Source organism: Kribbella sp. NBC_01505, from assembly GCF_045040285.1.
GTDB lineage: Bacteria > Actinomycetota > Actinomycetes > Propionibacteriales > Kribbellaceae > Kribbella.
This window is the reverse complement of the sequence record NZ_CP109425.1, coordinates 9,355,816-9,371,234: the sequence shown is the minus strand read 5'-3', so window position 1 is coordinate 9,371,234 and position 15,419 is coordinate 9,355,816. Positions and strand designations below refer to the sequence as shown.

The 15,419-nt window shown below is 66.2% G+C and carries 20 protein-coding genes; 11 read left to right on the top strand and 9 right to left on the bottom strand.

Annotated elements, in window-relative coordinates; genetic code table 11:
• Positions 1-2: 2 nt before the first annotated feature.
• A complete protein-coding gene (locus OG474_RS43610) occupies positions 3-1,007 on the bottom strand; it encodes an alpha/beta fold hydrolase (protein WP_405059572.1) in 1,005 nt (334 codons plus the stop codon).
• A 65-nt stretch (positions 1,008-1,072) separates the two neighbouring features.
• Here OG474_RS43610 and OG474_RS43605 point away from each other — a divergent pair, with 65 nt between their 5' ends.
• Positions 1,073-1,645, top strand: coding sequence for a helix-turn-helix domain-containing protein (locus tag OG474_RS43605; protein WP_405059571.1), 573 nt, complete (start codon positions 1,073-1,075; stop codon positions 1,643-1,645).
• A gap of 46 nt (positions 1,646-1,691) precedes the next feature.
• Here OG474_RS43605 and OG474_RS43600 read toward each other — a convergent pair whose 3' ends face one another.
• A complete protein-coding gene (locus tag OG474_RS43600) occupies positions 1,692-2,171 on the bottom strand; it encodes a hypothetical protein (RefSeq protein WP_405059570.1) in 480 nt (159 codons plus the stop codon).
• 236 nt (positions 2,172-2,407) lie between these two features.
• On the opposite strand from OG474_RS43600, the gene OG474_RS43595 reads away from it, so the two are divergent.
• Positions 2,408-3,697, top strand: a complete 1,290-nt coding sequence (locus tag OG474_RS43595) for a TolB family protein (protein ID WP_405059569.1) — start codon at positions 2,408-2,410, stop codon at positions 3,695-3,697.
• Between the two features lie 198 nt (positions 3,698-3,895).
• Entirely contained in the window at positions 3,896-4,528 is a 633-nt protein-coding gene (locus OG474_RS43590) for a carbonic anhydrase (RefSeq protein ID WP_405059568.1), read from the top strand.
• On the opposite strand, the gene OG474_RS43585 is transcribed toward OG474_RS43590, so the two are convergent.
• The 3 genes from OG474_RS43585 to OG474_RS43575 all read right to left on the bottom strand — a co-directional run bounded on the left by OG474_RS43585 (position 4,518) and on the right by OG474_RS43575 (position 5,937).
• A complete protein-coding gene (locus tag OG474_RS43585; protein ID WP_405059567.1) occupies positions 4,518-4,796 on the bottom strand; it encodes a Sua5 family C-terminal domain-containing protein in 279 nt (92 codons plus the stop codon). The two genes, OG474_RS43590 and OG474_RS43585, sit on opposite strands and share 11 nt — an antisense overlap.
• Before the next feature lie 16 nt (positions 4,797-4,812).
• Positions 4,813-5,280 (bottom strand): SRPBCC family protein, encoded by a 468-nt coding sequence (locus tag OG474_RS43580; RefSeq protein ID WP_405059566.1) that lies wholly within the window; start codon positions 5,278-5,280, stop codon positions 4,813-4,815.
• A 72-nt stretch (positions 5,281-5,352) separates the two neighbouring features.
• Positions 5,353-5,937 carry an RNA polymerase sigma factor gene (locus OG474_RS43575; protein WP_405059565.1) on the bottom strand — a complete coding sequence of 195 codons (585 nt, stop codon included), beginning with the start codon at positions 5,935-5,937 and terminating at the stop codon, positions 5,353-5,355.
• A 194-nt stretch (positions 5,938-6,131) separates the two neighbouring features.
• On the opposite strand from OG474_RS43575, the gene OG474_RS43570 reads away from it, so the two are divergent.
• The 4 genes from OG474_RS43570 (at position 6,132) to OG474_RS43555 (ending at position 9,452) form a co-directional block, all read left to right on the top strand.
• Complete coding sequence (locus OG474_RS43570; RefSeq protein ID WP_405059564.1) at positions 6,132-7,121, top strand: NAD-dependent epimerase/dehydratase family protein; 990 nt, start codon at positions 6,132-6,134, stop codon at positions 7,119-7,121.
• An 83-nt stretch (positions 7,122-7,204) separates the two neighbouring features.
• Positions 7,205-8,425 (top strand): FAD-dependent oxidoreductase, encoded by a 1,221-nt coding sequence (locus tag OG474_RS43565; RefSeq protein ID WP_405059563.1) that lies wholly within the window; start codon positions 7,205-7,207, stop codon positions 8,423-8,425.
• Positions 8,422-8,856: a MarR family winged helix-turn-helix transcriptional regulator gene (locus OG474_RS43560; RefSeq protein ID WP_405059562.1), complete on the top strand. Its 435-nt coding sequence runs from the start codon at positions 8,422-8,424 to the stop codon at positions 8,854-8,856. Before OG474_RS43565 ends, OG474_RS43560 begins: the two co-directional genes overlap by 4 nt.
• Positions 8,853-9,452, top strand: a complete 600-nt coding sequence (locus OG474_RS43555; protein ID WP_405059561.1) for a VC0807 family protein — start codon at positions 8,853-8,855, stop codon at positions 9,450-9,452. The genes OG474_RS43560 and OG474_RS43555 overlap by 4 nt, the downstream gene beginning before the upstream one ends.
• 30 nt (positions 9,453-9,482) lie before the next feature.
• On the opposite strand, the gene OG474_RS43550 is transcribed toward OG474_RS43555, so the two are convergent.
• The gene (locus OG474_RS43550) at positions 9,483-9,908 is read right to left on the bottom strand and encodes an anti-sigma factor (RefSeq protein ID WP_405059560.1); all 426 of its coding nucleotides are present in this window, start codon (positions 9,906-9,908) and stop codon (positions 9,483-9,485) included.
• Between the two features lie 274 nt (positions 9,909-10,182).
• Here OG474_RS43550 and OG474_RS43545 point away from each other — a divergent pair, with 274 nt between their 5' ends.
• Complete coding sequence (locus OG474_RS43545) at positions 10,183-10,671, top strand: TspO/MBR family protein (RefSeq protein WP_405059559.1); 489 nt, start codon at positions 10,183-10,185, stop codon at positions 10,669-10,671.
• Here OG474_RS43545 and OG474_RS43540 read toward each other — a convergent pair.
• Both OG474_RS43540 and OG474_RS43535 read right to left on the bottom strand, forming a co-directional pair.
• Positions 10,654-10,911, bottom strand: coding sequence for a hemerythrin domain-containing protein (locus OG474_RS43540; protein ID WP_405059558.1), 258 nt, complete (start codon positions 10,909-10,911; stop codon positions 10,654-10,656). The genes OG474_RS43545 and OG474_RS43540 overlap by 18 nt on opposite strands.
• A gap of 69 nt (positions 10,912-10,980) precedes the next feature.
• Positions 10,981-11,676 (bottom strand): GAF and ANTAR domain-containing protein, encoded by a 696-nt coding sequence (locus OG474_RS43535; protein WP_405059557.1) that lies wholly within the window; start codon positions 11,674-11,676, stop codon positions 10,981-10,983.
• A gap of 154 nt (positions 11,677-11,830) precedes the next feature.
• On the opposite strand from OG474_RS43535, the gene OG474_RS43530 reads away from it, so the two are divergent.
• Positions 11,831-12,259 (top strand): hypothetical protein, encoded by a 429-nt coding sequence (locus OG474_RS43530; RefSeq protein WP_405059556.1) that lies wholly within the window; start codon positions 11,831-11,833, stop codon positions 12,257-12,259.
• 2 nt (positions 12,260-12,261) lie between these two features.
• Here the strand turns inward: OG474_RS43530 and OG474_RS43525 are convergent, their stop codons facing one another.
• Positions 12,262-13,011 (bottom strand): class I SAM-dependent methyltransferase, encoded by a 750-nt coding sequence (locus OG474_RS43525; RefSeq protein ID WP_405059555.1) that lies wholly within the window; start codon positions 13,009-13,011, stop codon positions 12,262-12,264.
• A 141-nt stretch (positions 13,012-13,152) separates the two neighbouring features.
• On the opposite strand from OG474_RS43525, the gene OG474_RS43520 reads away from it, so the two are divergent.
• Complete coding sequence (locus OG474_RS43520) at positions 13,153-14,457, top strand: SDR family NAD(P)-dependent oxidoreductase (protein WP_405059554.1); 1,305 nt, start codon at positions 13,153-13,155, stop codon at positions 14,455-14,457.
• A gap of 238 nt (positions 14,458-14,695) precedes the next feature.
• On the top strand, positions 14,696-15,358 hold the full coding sequence (locus OG474_RS43515) for a hypothetical protein (RefSeq protein WP_405059553.1): 663 nt from the start codon (positions 14,696-14,698) through the stop codon (positions 15,356-15,358).
• The last annotated feature ends 61 nt before the right edge of the window (positions 15,359-15,419 follow it).

Here is a 15,419-nt window from a genome sequence, read left to right as displayed (position 1 = left end):
TTTCAGCGGTTGAAGAAGGACAGGAGTTGGGTGGTGACGAACGCGGGGTTCTCCTCCGGCAGCCAGTGGCCGGCGTGGGGGACCTCGGCGGTCTTGATCAGGTTCTTGACGCGGGGCTGAAGGGTTGAGCGGGTGAAGGGCAACAGTCCTTGCGCGGTGAGGAGCAGTGTGGGTGTGGTGATGGGTTTCGCGGCGCGGTTGTCGCGCTCGTCCTGGTCGAGGGTTCGGTAGAGGTTGAATCCGCCGGTGAGGACCTGTGGCCGGCTGTAGGTGCGGGCGAACTCGTCGATCTCACGGTCGGTGTACGGCGACTTGGTGTTCGTGCCACCGAAGCTCTTCCCGCCATAGGCCACGGTGGGGATGAACAGGCCCAGGTAGCGGCGGACGTCGTTGGCCACCACGGCTTCGGGGAAGTCTGCCTGGGTGTGGAAGGCCAGATGCCAGCTGAGGGTCCGGTACTGGCCCGCGGAGAGGACAGGGCCGGGGAGCGGATAGTCGAGGTGGGCGTATCTGGTGACCTCGGTCGGATACTGCGCGGCGTACTGGAAGCCGACTCCGGCACCGAGGTCATGGCCGACCAGGCCGATCGATTTCAGATCGAGCTTGTCCGAGATCAGGCCGTGGAGGTAGCGGGCCAGGGTCGCCTTCGAGTAGCTGGACGGGGTGCCTTCGCTGTCTCCGAGGCCGGGTAGGTCGATGGCGTAGACGGTGTGGTTCTTGGCGAGGGCAGGCATGATGCCGCGCCACTCGTACCAAGACTGCGGCCAGCCGTGCAGGAGGATCAGGGGGCTGCCGGTTCCACCGGTGACGTAGTGCATTCGGACACCGTCGACCTCGGCGAACTCGTGCCGGAACTGGTGGTTGAAGTCGGCGTCGTCTCGCGTGGCGGCGGTGTAGGTCGCTGCTGTCGAGGGCGTCGGGGTGGTTGTGGTCGAGGTGGCGCAGCCTGTCGACAGGGCCAGCGTGGCGATGACTGCAGCTGCGATGAACCGGATCCGGTTGGTCATGTGTTCAGCGTGCCGATACCTCGGCGAGACTTGCAAGAAAAATTGCGGATCTGCATTATGAGGTCATGGAGAAGACTGCGCGCGACGTGCTGGCCGGTGTGGGAGAACGGATGCGGGAACTTCGTCGGGGGCGGGGGGTGACGCTGGCCGACCTCGCCGAGGAGACCGGTCTGACCGCGAGCACCCTGTCACGGCTGGAGACCGGCAAGTTGCGCCCGACGCTGGAGCAGTTGTTGCCCCTGGCAAAGGCTCACGGAGTCCCGCTGGACGATCTGGTGCAGGCGCCGCCGACCGGTGATCCCCGGATTCATCTGAAGCCGGTACGACGATTCGGCCTGATCGTGGTGCCGTTGACTCGTCGGGCAGGCGGGATTCAGACGTACAAGGTGGTGTATCCGCCGGCCCGGCGATCGATCAAGCTGCAGACGCACGAAGGGTACGAGTGGTTCTACGTGCTCAACGGTCAGGTGCGGCTGATCCTCGGCGATCAGGACCTGAGGCTGGGCGCTGGTGAAGCGGCCGAGTTCGACACCCGGGTACCGCACGCGATCGGCAGCGCCACCGACCAGCCCGCGGAGGTTCTTACCCTGTTCGGGGCTCAAGGAGAACGAGCGCACCTGTCCGCGACACATCACTGATCGCCGTCGAGCTGGCGCTGGATGGGTTGGGGGCGTCGGTGACCGTTCAGGTGTTCCGGAGGTCGCGTCCGAGCTCCTCCAGCATGCGTGTTCCCTCGGCGATCGCGACACGTCCGAACTCGAAGCGCAGCACGGTGCCGTCGCGTGTCAGGACTCCGGCCCGGAGGACCTTGAGGACGCCCTCCACCAGGTCCGGCTGCTCGAGGCCGACCACGTCCGCGCGGTCGACCTCATGGACGAGCTTCTTCGCCTTCGCGATACCGGTTCCGCCCTGCGTGTAGAACAGCAGCCGGCGGTCGGTGAGTGCGACGACCATCTGGCCGGGCAACTCACGGGTCGGCGCGTCCTGGGGGACCGGATGGCCCAGCGTCAGCAGAGCGCCGATCAGTGTGGCCCCTGGCGCGAGCGAACGAAACTTGCGTAGCTCGCGACGGAGCCCGCCTTGCTGAAACGCCTGCGCCGCCGAATGAACCTGCTCTCCGGTCGTCCCCAGGAGAGCTTGCACATGGTCTGCTTGTGACTTCATGAGCCACGTCTCCTTGTCCTCGGCGCTATCGGACGAGCCCAGCTCACACTACCGTCGGAAACGCCGGCGGTGGGATGCGGCCGAGCAAGTTCGACTCCTTCGTCGAGGAGAAGGGCCGGGGCAGCGCTCGTCCGTGTTGCTTCGGCGATGTCGCGCTGGATGACCGCGCGATGGCCTGAGTTGTAACTTTTGCTCCCCCGGGCGCATCTCTACAGATGTCCTTGAAGGAGGGGTTCATGACCATCCAGTTCCGCACACTGAGCCGAACAGCTATCGCAGGACTCGCACTGGCCGCTTTACCGGTGGGTGCGATCGCCGCTCCCACCGGCCCTGGCATGATCGAACTCGTCTCGGCTGCTCCGGGCGGTGGGGGCGGAGCCGGCGACTCGACCGCTGGGACCGAGAAGGGCTTGGACGTCTCGGCCGACGGCCGGTACGTCGTCTTCTCCTCGTACGCGAGCGACCTCGTGGTCGGCGACACGAACAACCAGCGGGACGTCTTCGTCCGCGACGCCAGGACCGGCCGGACCACGCTCGCCTCCGTCGGGGTGGGTGGCGGCCAGGGCAATGGTGAGAGCCGGGAGGGGTCGATCTCGGCGGATGGACGGTTCGTCGCGTTCAACACCAATGCCACGAACCTCTTTCCCGGTGACACGAACAACAGCCCGGACGTCCTCGTCCGCGACCTTCGCACCGGCCGGACGACTCTGGCCTCGGTGGGTCCCAACGGCCTGGCCGACCACGGCGCGCATCAGCCGGAGATCTCCGGCGACGGCAAGCATGTGGTCTTCACGTCGGGATCGACGAACCTCGTCGCCGGCGACACGAACGGCACCGAGGACGTGTTCGTCCGTGACCTGGCGACCCGCCGTACCGAACGGATCTCGCTGAGCGCCTCCGGGCAGCAACTCGACCTCTACTCGCGGGAACCCACGATCTCCGGCAACGGGCGCTTCGCGGTCTTCGTGACGGCAGCGAGCAGGGTCTCGGTCCGCGACCGGCTGAAGAACACCACCCGGGTGATCTCCGACGGAGTGGTCCTCGACCCGCGGACCGTGGACACCGAGTTCGGCTACACGTCCTTCTCCGCCGACGGCCGGTACGTCGTCCTCACCGTGACGGAGTACCAGGCGGTCGGCTTCGACCCGGTCCCGAACATCTGGCTGCGGGACCTGCGCACCAACCGGCTCGAGTTGATCACCGGCGACCGTCTCGGCCGGCCGTCGACGACGATCAGTCCGGTCCGGCGCAGCGATGTGTCGGCTGACGGCAGGTATGTCACCTTCAGTACGGCGGCCCGGCTGACCCCCGCAGATTCCGATGACCTCAGCGACGTGTTCCGGCTCGACCGAAAGACCGGCGACCGCGTCTGGATCACGCGTGGCCAGCAGCCGACCACGGGCGGCGGGACAGGTAGTTTCGGCCCGGCGATCTCCGACGACGGCCGGTACGTCGCCTTCGAATCGGAGAATGATGGTCTGGTACCAGGGGTCTCTGGCAGCCAGACGTACTTGTGGAGCAAATGATCGCGGGACAAATCTCAACTGGGGAGAGAAAGGAACGAGTAGGCAGATCGGAAGACTGACTCGTACAGCAAATCGCGGGACTGGCATCGACCGCCTTGCCACTGGGGCGGTCGCTGCTCCGACGCCCCGAGCAGTACGCCCTATGGACGGTCTGAGCTCCGGCCGCAACGACCAGTTCAGGGCCGCTAGGCTTTCACTGTGGCTGACGTGGCAACTTCCTCGCCCAAGAAGGCTCTCGACCTGTTGCTGAGCGGCAACCGCCGCTTCGTCACCGGCGAGCCGGAGCACCCGAACCAGGACTCCGTACGGCGTGCTGAGATCGCACCGGGGCAACAGCCGTTCGCGGTGCTGTTCGGCTGCTCGGACTCTCGGCTCGCGGCGGAGATCATCTTCGATCGCGGGCTTGGTGATCTGTTCGTCGTACGGACTGCTGGTCATGTGATCGGCGCCGAGGTGCTGGGCAGTATCGAGTACGGCGTTGAGGTGCTCGGCTGCCCGTTGGTCGTTGTCCTGGGCCACGACTCCTGTGGGGCCGTGGGCGCAGCCTGCGATGCCTTGGACAACGGGACTGTTGCCTCAGGCTACGTGCGGGACATTGTCGAGCGCGTGACGCCGAGCATCCTGGCGGCCCGGGCCGCCGGCCGGACCGAGCCCGACGAGATCATCGCTGCGCACGTCGGCCACACGGTCGACCTGCTGCTGGAGCGCTCTCGGGCGTTGACCGAGCGCGTGGAGGCAGGTGAGGTCGCGGTCGTGGGCCTGTCTTACCGCCTGGTCGACGGTAGCGCGCGAATCGTGGCCTCCAAAGGGCTGGAGACAATCACTCGGTAATTCTCGGTCCACCGGCGCGACCGAGGCGATTGGCGATCGCCGCACCCAGACCTTCTTCCTCGGGCAGAGACGCGATGACAAGATCGCAGTGCTGCCGGTCGAACTCGCGGAGGTATCCGTAGAGCCCGTGCGCGTAGTCGGACAGTGAGACCGGCACCGCCAGTACGACGTCTGCCTGCGCTACCGTTTCGAGCCCGCCGGTGGCGGTCGCCCCTTCGCTGCATAGATCCTGCCAACAGCTTCGGGGTCCTCCGCCCTGACCAGGCACCGCCGGGATAGCGTCGCTAGTTCTTGACGACGGCGGCGGCCAGGTTGCCGAGAGAGTCCTCGAGTTGGCCCTGCTCGATCAGCGGGAACGTCACCTTCTGGAGGATGTCGCGATCGGTCACCTTCGACCAGTCGTAGGTCAAGGTGACTTCGGTGTCGGCGGCATCGAGAGCTTTGAGCTCCCAGACCCACTGCCACCCCGGCGGCTCGGTATCCGCGGGCGCCGTCTGCCACGCGACCAGGTGGTTCGGGTCGTAGCCGACAACGGTGTTGTCGGTCTGGTAGTCGCCGCCCATGTGGTCGCCGGTCATGTTCATCCGGAAAACTTGCCCGCTGGCGGTGATCCGGTTGGTCTTCTCGTCACTGACCACGAACCCGGAACCGTCCAGCTCAGCATGCCGTTCGGGGTTGGTGAGGACGTTGAACAAGTCCTTCGTCGAGGCGTTGATCGTGCGGGAGACGGTAATGGATTTTTCGTCGCTCATGACCCAACCGGTGCCCTGTCCGGCCCATTGCAACCTCAACCAGATGTGTGTAGCTATTGCCAGTAGCCGTCGTCATCGGAGGTCGGACAGGGCCCAGCTGCTGTGTCGGCGGCGTACCAGGGGTGGCCGGTCCTGGTCGGGGAGGTCGTCGGTCGGCCGCAGGTCACCGAGGCAGGAAGGCAGCAAGGCCAACACCCTTGCTGGCGGCAACCGTAGGAGGCGCGCTACGTCGACGACGGTGTGGTCGCCGAGCGTTACCAACGCGATGGCTGCGCGTTGTTGCCGCGCGAGTTCTCGCAGCATGATCATGGCCGCAAAGGCGTTGTCGTGGTGATCTTCGGCTGGGTCCCCGGGCTGGGCGGTCGTCGGTAGGCGTTGGACGCAGAGCAGGTAGGTGAGGCGGGAGAGCTGGTGACGCAGGCTTGCCTGTTCGCCAGGATCGTCGGCGCCGGTGCAGACCTGGACGATCACGTCGGCAACGACCTTCTCGGACTGATCGCTGTCGCGCAGTATCGCGCAGGCGATCTGGAGCAGCGCTGCGGCGTGCTGGTCGTAGATCTGTCCGGCGGCCGCGTTGTCACCGCGGCGTGCCGAGGCCAGCAGGGCGGCTTCCGAGCGAGGTGGGCTCGCGTGGCGGCGATGGGTGGTGGGATACATGGGCCTCGGCTCTCTGGAAACACTCCTTGGAGTGCCGCCGAGGTCCAGGGCAGCGTTGACGACGCGGATGACACGAACTTGTGCCTCCGGTGCCCAAAATTTCTACCCGCAATCCCGAGAACCTTAGCTCAAGAGGCCGGCGTCGAGGCACCGGCGGACCGGCCGACTTCGAAGCTGGGGCTAGGGTCGGCGTTATGCATATCGTGGTGATCGGAGGAACTGGTCACATCGGCACCTATCTGGTGCCGGGGCTGGTGCGCCGCGGCCATCAGGTGACTGTGCTCAGTCGGGGCGAGCGTGCGCCGTACCAGCGCGATGGGGCTTGGACGCAGGCAAAGCTGGTGCAGGTCGACCGCGCCGCGGAGGAGGCCGACGGAACCTTCGGGCGACGGGTCGCCGAGCTGGCTCCGGACGTCGTGATCGACCTGATCTGTTTCACTCCCGATAGTGCGCGACAGCTCGTCGACGCCATCAGCGGGCAGGTCGAGCACTTGTTGCACTGCGGAACGATCTGGGTGCACGGGGCAAGTGCCACCGTGCCGACGCGCGAGGACGCGCCGCGAGCGCCTTTTGGCGACTACGGAATCCAGAAGGCGGCGATCGAGAGGTATCTGCTCGGCCAATCCCGGCGCGGTGGTGTGCCGGCCACGGTCATTCACCCCGGCCACATCAGCGGGCCAGGGTGGACGCCGGTGAATCCGGCCGGCAACCTTGACGTCGGCGTTTACCGGACGCTGTCACGCGGTGACGAGCTGGTTCTGCCCAATCTGGGTCTTGAGACTGTCCAGCATGTCCATGCAGTTGACGTGGCCGGTGTCTTCCTGGCCGCGCTGGAGGGCCGCTCCGCCGCGGTCGGTGAGAGCTTTCACGCGGTGGCCGAGGGAGCGATGACGCTTCGCGGGTACGCCGAGGCCGTTGCGGCGTGGTTCGGTCAGGATGCGCGGCTGGGCTTCCTGCCTTTTGAGCAGTGGAAAGCTGGCGTCTCGGAACGGGACGCCGAGATCACCTATGACCACATCGCACACAGCCCGCACTGCTCGATGGACAAGGCGGCGCGCATGCTCGGCTTCCGGCCGCGCTACACCGCGCTCGACGCCGCGCTGGAGGGACTCAGCCGGCTGGACATCGCCGGCGTCGAGGAGACGCGCTCCGACGATGACGATCCTCGGCTTTTCCAGAGGTGACCTGTACCAGCTCCGCCCGATCGCAAACGATCCAGTGAACTCAGGTTCTACCTGAAGTATCAGCATGCTGTTAGTATGGCGATGTGAAAGTGGTTATCGCGGGTGCCGGAATCGGTGGACTTGCTCTTGCCCAGGCATTGGTTGCTGCAGGCGACGAAGTGACGATTGTCGAGCGGGATCAGGGGATCGAGGACACGGCTGGGTATCGGCTGCACCTGTCGGGGAGTGCTTGTGCGGTGCTACGTCGTCATGTCGCGCCCGAGACCTGGGAGATGCTGCTCGCCGGTTCGGCACGCGCCGCCGCCGTGTCGCGACTCGTCGTTCACGACCACCGGCTGCGTTTGTTGGGTACTCCTCGCATCGATCCGGCCGAAGAGTTGCTGTTCGTCGACCGTCGGGTGCTACGCCGGGCCCTGCTGCGCGAGGTCGCCGGCTGCGTTCTCTGGGCGCAGCCAGTGGTCGGCTTCGACCAAGGACCCGAAGATGTGCAGGTCCATACCGCCAAGGGCACGCACCACGCCGACCTGCTGGTCGGCGCGGACGGTCCCCGCTCGGTTGTGTCCACGCGGTTGGCAGGCCGTGCGCCGGCTCGTGACCTCGGGATCGCCGGGCTGGCCGGCAGAGTGCCGTTGACGGCAGCAGGAAGCCTGTCCGACCTGGTCACCGAGGCCGGCCTGCTCGCGATCGGTCCTGACGGGCTCGGCTTGTTCCTGACTTGTACGACGGTGCCGAATCGGGCAGCGGTCGATCCAGCGCACCACGCGATGCCGGTCGACCCGGAGCTCATCTGGAGCGTTATCGGCCCGGCCGGTCGGATCGGTTCCTCGATCGTGGGACTCGACGAAGTGCTGCGCGGGTGGGATTCCAGGGTCCGCAGTCTTCCGGGTCTGTCCGACAGAGCTTCGATCTCCCGGTTTCCCTTCCTGGCAGCCGATCCACGGCGAGAGCTGATGCCGTGGCCCGCGGGGCGTGTCACCGCCCTTGGGGACGCGGTTCACGCCATGCCACCGACCGGGGGACAGGGTGCGGCAACCGCGATTCGGGATGCTGGAGTGCTGGCCGAGGTGCTGCAATCGGCGCGTTCGGGGGCGTCCACGCTGCCGGTCGCCCTGGCTGACTATCAGCGGCGGATGACTGCTTATGCTCCGGCTGCGGTGGCTGAGTCGCTTGAGCCGCTGCGCTGGATGCGTCTGCTAGGCAGGCCCGGCTTGAAGCCGGCAGCGTCTGCAGTGCTTTCGGCTCTGGCGGCAGGTGCCTCGCTGAGTCGTCAGACCCGTGCTCTTTGGCGCGGAGCGGTCGCATGACGGCATCCGGGAATCTCTTGTGGGACCTTGTCCGTACGGCGCATCTGGCCGAGCGCCGGTTGACCGCCATCATGGCCGATGCGGGTCTCACTCCAGCTCAGTTCGGGGTGCTGTCGTGTATCGCCGACGGCGACGACCTCAGTCAGGCTGACCTCGCCAAGGCCATTATGGTTCGCCCGCAAAGTATGGGGCGATTGGTCACAGACATGGTGGCGGCCGGCTTGGTGGAGCGGAATGGTGCCGGTGGGCGCGGTCGACGTGCCGGCCTGCGAATGACTCCGGCGGCCGCTGCCGCGCTGGACCGCGCCCGACCGGCGGTCATGCGCACCGCGCAACCTGACCAACTGGGGCTGACCGGCGCCGACCACTCCAGTCTGACCGCGCTTCTTGACGACCTGCGGCAGCGGTTGCAGGACGACGAAGCAAGATGAGCGGGCTGTGGCGAACAGTCCTCAGCGTCATCGGGAACGTCGGTCTGCCCGTCGGCTCGTACGCCCTGCTGCGGGTACTCGGCGCGAACGACATCTGGGCGCTTACCGGCTCGGCGGCGATCGCGGCCGTCGTACTGCTCGTCCAATGGGTGCGTACTCGTCAGGTCAGCGCCTTGGGAAGCCTGGTCCTGCTTCGCTTCGTCCTCTCGTTCGTGCTGGCTTTCGTGATCGACGACGCGCGTTGGCTACTGGCCAAAGATGCCCTGATCACCGCCGGGATCGGGTTCGCGGCGATGGCCACCCTGGCTCTCCGTCGCTCCCTGATCGAACGCATCCGGCGGGACCTGTCGGGTGACCCGGAACGGTTCGAGCGCCGAATCGACGAGAGCCCCTCGTTTCGAAGGGTTCACCGCCGGCTGACCGCTGTCTGGGGTGTCTGCCTGGTAACAGAAGCAGCTTTCGAACTCGTGCTCGTGCTCACCCTGCCCGTTCCGGCCGCCTTCGCGATCACGAACGTCATTGGCCCGATCGTCATCCTGAGCCTGATCGCCATCACCGAACTCCGCACCCGGCAGACCGCACAGGGAGTGAGCTGACAGGTCGCGAGATCCAAGCGGTACGTCGGGCTACGCCGGAAGTGTTCCTCGGATGATGCTGTCGTGGGAGTGCTCGGGGTTTCCGTCATCGGGCTCGAGAGACACGTCCACGATGCGATAGCCCTGGGCTGTGATCTGGCCCGGGACCTGGAACGTGCCACCGCTGGTCGGATTGAGCACCCCGAGCGACACCATCCGCTTGCCGTCGGCCGGTCGGCCGCACAGCCAGCCCAGGTGGGCGAAGGTCGAGCGGATGAACTTGCCTCTGCCAACGAAATCGGTCACCAGATCACGCAGGACCGAGGTCTCCGGTGCGACGAAGTACTCGCTCGCCCGGTCCGCCGCAAAGCTCACGACGAGACCTCGGGTTTCGGCCACTTGCACGCGCAGCCATGTCTTCGGGTCATCGCCGGTCGGCCACTCGCCGGAGATCGCGCTGATCGGCTCCGTCAGCACGCTCCTCGACCATAACGTTGTCAACTCACCCACACTCCGCATCCTCCAGACGACTGCATCCAGGTCTTGCTCAGACTTCTCAACCTCGTCCGCTCATGGATGCAGCGCCGGGGAACTACCTTCGGTCGCAGCTGTCAGGGCCTCCTGCGACGGCGGCGCGACCGGTTCCCGCGCGCAGGTCGACGAAACGAACCGACGTACGGAGATTCGGCAGGTGCTGTTTCGGATCGGGGTACCTGAGCACACCTGAGCAGATTGAGCGGGAGGTGTGTTCATGAGTACGCTCGCAAGCCCGACCACGCGGCGAAGCGTGTCTGGGCTGCTGATGTTCGTTGCGGCCGCGGTGGCTACTGCGCTGATCGGCGTGCTGGCCGTGACTGACACGGCTGAGCAGTACAAGTCTTTGGACCAGCCGTCCTGGGCGCCGCCGAGCTGGCTGTTCGGGCCGGTCTGGACTGTTCTCTACGCCTTGATCGCCATCAGCGGGTGGCTGGTCTGGCGTCGTACGGGCTGGTCGGCCGAGCTCGTGCCATTTGCGGTCCAGTTGGTGCTCAACGCTGTCTGGACACCGCTGTTCTTCGGCTTCGGACTCCGCGGCTTGGCGTTGATCGACATCGCGCTGCTGTGGCTGGCGATCGCGTGGACAGTTGTCCGCTTCCGCGGCCGTTCTGGAGTTGCGGTCTGGCTGCTCGTTCCGTACTGGCTGTGGACCACCTTCGCGGCTGCTCTCAACGCTGCTGTCTGGTCACTCAACCGAGGCTGACAGCAGCTTGTCGGCTTCGATGTGTTCCTGCTGGCTGTGCGAGACCTCTTCCTTCTCGCCGGCCTCGGCGGCCGCGACCGGGTAGACCTCGGCTTCTTCGGCGCGGCTGTGCGCGGTCAGCAACGTGGTCAGTACGGGCAGCAGAGTTGGCCGCTTCTCCGGGTTGTCCTTGAGCTCGTCGAACAGCCGCTCGACCTCCCGGTGGTCCTGCATGATCAGATCGACAACGTCCGCGGCCATCTGGAGGTTCCTTTCACAACGGGGGACTGGACGACGCGCCGGTACCCAGCCCGAATCCGGTCCCGGGAATCAGCGCGGCAGTTTGCGGGTGTCGATCAGGTCCTGGGCGACGTCGCGCAGTTTGCGGTTGGTGTCTTGGGAGTAGCGCTTGAGGATGGCGAAGGCTTGGTCGCCGTCGACGTCGAAGCGCTCCATCAGGATGCCCATCGCCTGTCCGACCAGCTTGCGGGCGTCAACCGCGGCGGCGAGCTGCTTTTCGTGCCGGGCGGTAGCTACGGCGACTGAGGCGTGCCGGGCCAAGATGTGCGCGATCGCTTCTTCGTCGGGACCGAACGCGTACGGGTGAGTCGAGTACAGGCCGAGAACGCCGACGACGCCTGTGCCGGTGGTCAGCGGTACGTCGAGCACGCTGCGCACTCCCAGCTCCAGAACCTTGCCTGCCCATTCCGGCCAGCGGCTGTCGAGAGCGACGTCTGGAACCGTGACAACGGTGTGGTCGCGCATCGATTCCGTCAGCGGTCCCCTTCCGCCGGCGACCTGGACCCGATAGATCTCAGCGACGACAGGGTCGGTCACCGCGGGGATTTCCAGCTGCCCCCGCGCGACAACCAGCGCGACGCCGGCGTGGGAGCAGTTCAGCGCCTGCACCGCGAATTCGACGACCGCCCCGACAGTCTCGTCGATGCCGGCGGAGTCGTGCAGGTCGACGGCGAGCTGAGCGAACCGCTCCGCAGAGGTGGCTGCGCGGGCTCGGATCTCGGCCACCGTGATCGAATCGCCGCCGGATGGACAGGTTCGTTGCGCTCTGGTTGGTGCACCTCTGTCCATTCCGTCAAGGTAGCTTGACGGTCGGCAATCGTCAAGCTACCTTGACGCTCGAGAGGTGACATTTACCTGTTCGTCAAGCTATCTTGACGCTATGAGTGGTGACACGGAGCAGTCCCCGCAATCGGCAGACACCAGGGGCCTGGACGAGCTGCTCGCCCTGCTGCGGGTCAGTGACCAACGGGAGCTCTATGAACGTGAGATCGAGCAGACCCAGCAAGCAGGTCATTCTGTCGCGGTACTCGTGAAGGCCTTGAGCGATCTGCCCGGCGTCAACGGACTGGAAGCGCTGCGTGCGAGCCGGCGTGTGGTCGAGTTGCTCACTGGCGCCCGCTGGCACATGATCCGTCAGGCCCGGGAAGAGGGCTCGAGCTGGAGTCAGGTCGGCGGCGCCTTGGGCATGAGCAAGCAGGCCGCCTATGACTTCTACCAGCGCAATCTCGCCCAGCAGGACACAGTCACCACGGAAACAAAGGACGCCGCTCGCTCACAGGCGGCGCAGGGCACCGACGCCGACAACTGATATCAGCGGCGGACGCCGTGCAGAAGGCGTGTGGTGATCTGTCCGCTCTCGAGGAGTTCGCGCAGGATGCGGCTTTGGTGTTCGGCCTGTCGATACGCCGGATGGTCGCCGTGGCGGGTGCGAAGCAGATCGTCGACCTGATCGATTCGTTGCTGCCAGCTCGTCGGTGTTTCGTCTGGCGCGGCAATGGAGCCGCCGATCTCGAAGCCGGCGTTGGTGAGGCTGTCGTGGAGTTCGGTCTCGGTCGGGAAGAAGTTGCCCTCGGGCACCGGGTCCACATCGGTGCCGGCGGCAACCAGAACGAGCAGGCCGAGCGATCCGCCTGGTCGTAGCGCGCGGTGGACCTCGTTCAGGAGGGCCTTCTTGTCCTCGATGGTGCAGAGGACCCCGATGCACCAGACGGTGTCGACGCATTCGTGCCGAAGGGGAATCGCGGTCCCGTCCGCGGTCGTTGACGGGAGCCCGAACAGCCGGTACGACGCGCGCCCGGCGCCGGGCATGGGATCGAGGAGGAGCGGGCGAACGCCGTACCGGCTCGCGGCCCAGGCTGCCGGCCCGCCAACTCCCGCGCCGAGGTCCAGAAGGCGCGAACCGGGGCGGAGGTCGCAGGACTCGGCCAACCATGCCAGCGCCAGTGGACCACCGCTGCCGCGGCAACCGGCGGGGATGAAGTAGTCCTGGCCTAGTTCCTCGGCGGCCAGGCAGGTCCACCAGGCGACGTCGTCGAACTCGGCCTCCATTGCCTCTGTCATCGTGCGGCGTCGGTACCCGCTCACGGTCTTGCTAACACCTGGATCGGTGGGTACTGGGAAGGATGAGCAGCACTGGAAGCGTGATCATTACCGGGGCCGGTAGCGGCATCGACGCCACCACCGCCCTGCAGCTGGACCGCCTTGGCCGGGCCGCTGGAGACCGTCCCGATCGATGGGCTGCTGAAGCAGCTCGACGTCAACGTGGTCACCGGTGCGTCGAGTGGGATCGGACTGGCCACGGCCCGCGCGTTCGCCAGCCAGGGCGCGCGGTTGGTGCTGGCCGCGCGGTCGCAGAGTCTTGCTGTCGCCGAGGGGGCCGTCACTGGCTGCGCCCCGACGGCTAGCGGGATAAGGGACTGGGTTCTGCCGAAGCGGTTTCTGGTCGGGGTACCGGGGCGTAACAGGTCAGGAAGGGCGGGGGACTCAGCGATGAGGTTGCGGCACAGTGACCCTGACGGGCCGGGCTTCGGGCGGCGTGGGCGGGGCAAGGGCTTCAGCTATTCGGATGCCGACGGCAACGTGATCACGGATGCCGACGTACTGGACAGGATTCGGACCCTCGTCATTCCTCCGGCCTGGAAGGACGTGTGGATCAGCCCGCACGCGAATGGCCATATTCAGGCGGTCGGGACCGACGAGGCCGGTCGGCGGCAATACCTGTACCACGTGGAGTGGCGCAGTACGAAGGATGCCGACAAGCACGACCGCGTCAGGCGCCTGGCCAATCGGCTGCCGGACTTCCGTGAGGCCGTGGAGCGCGACTTGTGCGCCAGGGGTCTGACCCGCGAGCGGGTCTTGGCGACCGCATTGCGGATGCTCGATCATGGCGTCTTCCGGACCGGCAACGACCGGTACGCCGCCGAGTCCGGCAGCCGTGGAGCCGCGACGCTGCTGCGTAAGGACGTGCGCGTTCGTCAAGGCCTCCTGGTGTTCGACTACGTGGCCAAGGGCGGTATCCAGCGGACCTTCGAGCTGGACGACGACAAGCTCGTGGTGGCGGTTCGCGCACTCAAGCGCGGCGGTCACGACAACCCGCGGCTGCTGGTCTATCGCGACAGGGACGGCTGGCACGAGATCAACGCGGGGCTGATCAACGAACGCTTCCAGGAGATCGTCGGCGATCAGTACACGGTGAAGGACCTGCGCACCTGGACCGCGACGGTGCATGCCGCGGCCGACCTTGCCGAGGCCGATCCGCCGGAGACGAAGAAGGCTGCCAAGAAGGCGGTCAAGGAGATGCTGACCGAGGTCTCCGGCCACCTGGGCAACACGCCGGCGGTGGCCCGGAGTTCGTACGTCGATCCGCGGGTGATCTCGCAGTACGAGGAGGGCCGCACGATCGCCCGGGCCATCAAGCAGACCGGGTCCGACGATCTCGACAGCCAGAAGGTCCGCGAGAGGCTCGAACCGTCGGTGGCCCGTCTCCTCAAAGACGGCACTTCGTAGATGTTTGAAGAGTGGTGGCGGGGTACCGTGGACGGTGCGCTCGGATCGGTGAGTCAGGCGTTGCCGCTGTCGAGGGGTGAGCTGCTGTTTCCGGTGGGTACTCGAGGGCGCCCTCACCCACCCCTCATGACGATCCTCCCACGGTGCCCACCTGCGGCTCGTCTCTTGGCTTTAAGGAACTCTGAAGATCGTCGGCCACACTCGTCGGGAATCAGTCGACTGATAGGGGTGGCGGGATATGCGGACAAATCTGAGGAGAGTCGCCGGTGTCGGGGTGCTGGCGGTGTCGGTGGTCACCATCGGTTCGGTTGCCTCGGCGGCCGCGCCGGAACCGAGCGTCAGCGGGTGCGTCGGCAAGGTGACGGGGCTGCTGCGGGTCGTCGATCCGGGGCGAGGGCAAAGGTGCACCGGGCTCGAGACGCCGATCTCTTGGGCTCGGCGTGGAGATCCCGGTCCTGTCGGCGCCACTGGACCGACTGGACCTGCAGGACCGGCGGGACCTGCGGGGCCGTCCGGACTGGGCGATGCCTTCAGGGCGGTCGGAACGCTGGAGGATCTAGGCGAGAACGGGCGCGGAGTCGTCGTCAGCAAATCCGTCCCGGCCGGAACCTATGTCGTCATGGCAAGCATCGCGGCGTACGCAGTCGGCAGTGACGCCAACGAGGCCCCACTGATCACCTGCATCATGAGATCCGGCCAGCAGTATGTGGACACCCAGGAGGAGACACCAGGAAACATCGCACGGGGCGGATCCTTCGCCGGGGCGTCATCACTCTCATTGACCGGGACCTACAGCTCAGCTCAGCCGTCCAATGTCGAAGTTCGGTGCGAGCAAGTCCTCACCGATAGCGTGGACTTTCACGGCAACATCACCTTGATGAAGGTTGGATCGATCAGTTAGCTAGCCGGGTCTCGAGGGCCTACGACGGCGAGTGCCCCCTGATCAGCCTTGCTTCCGGTCA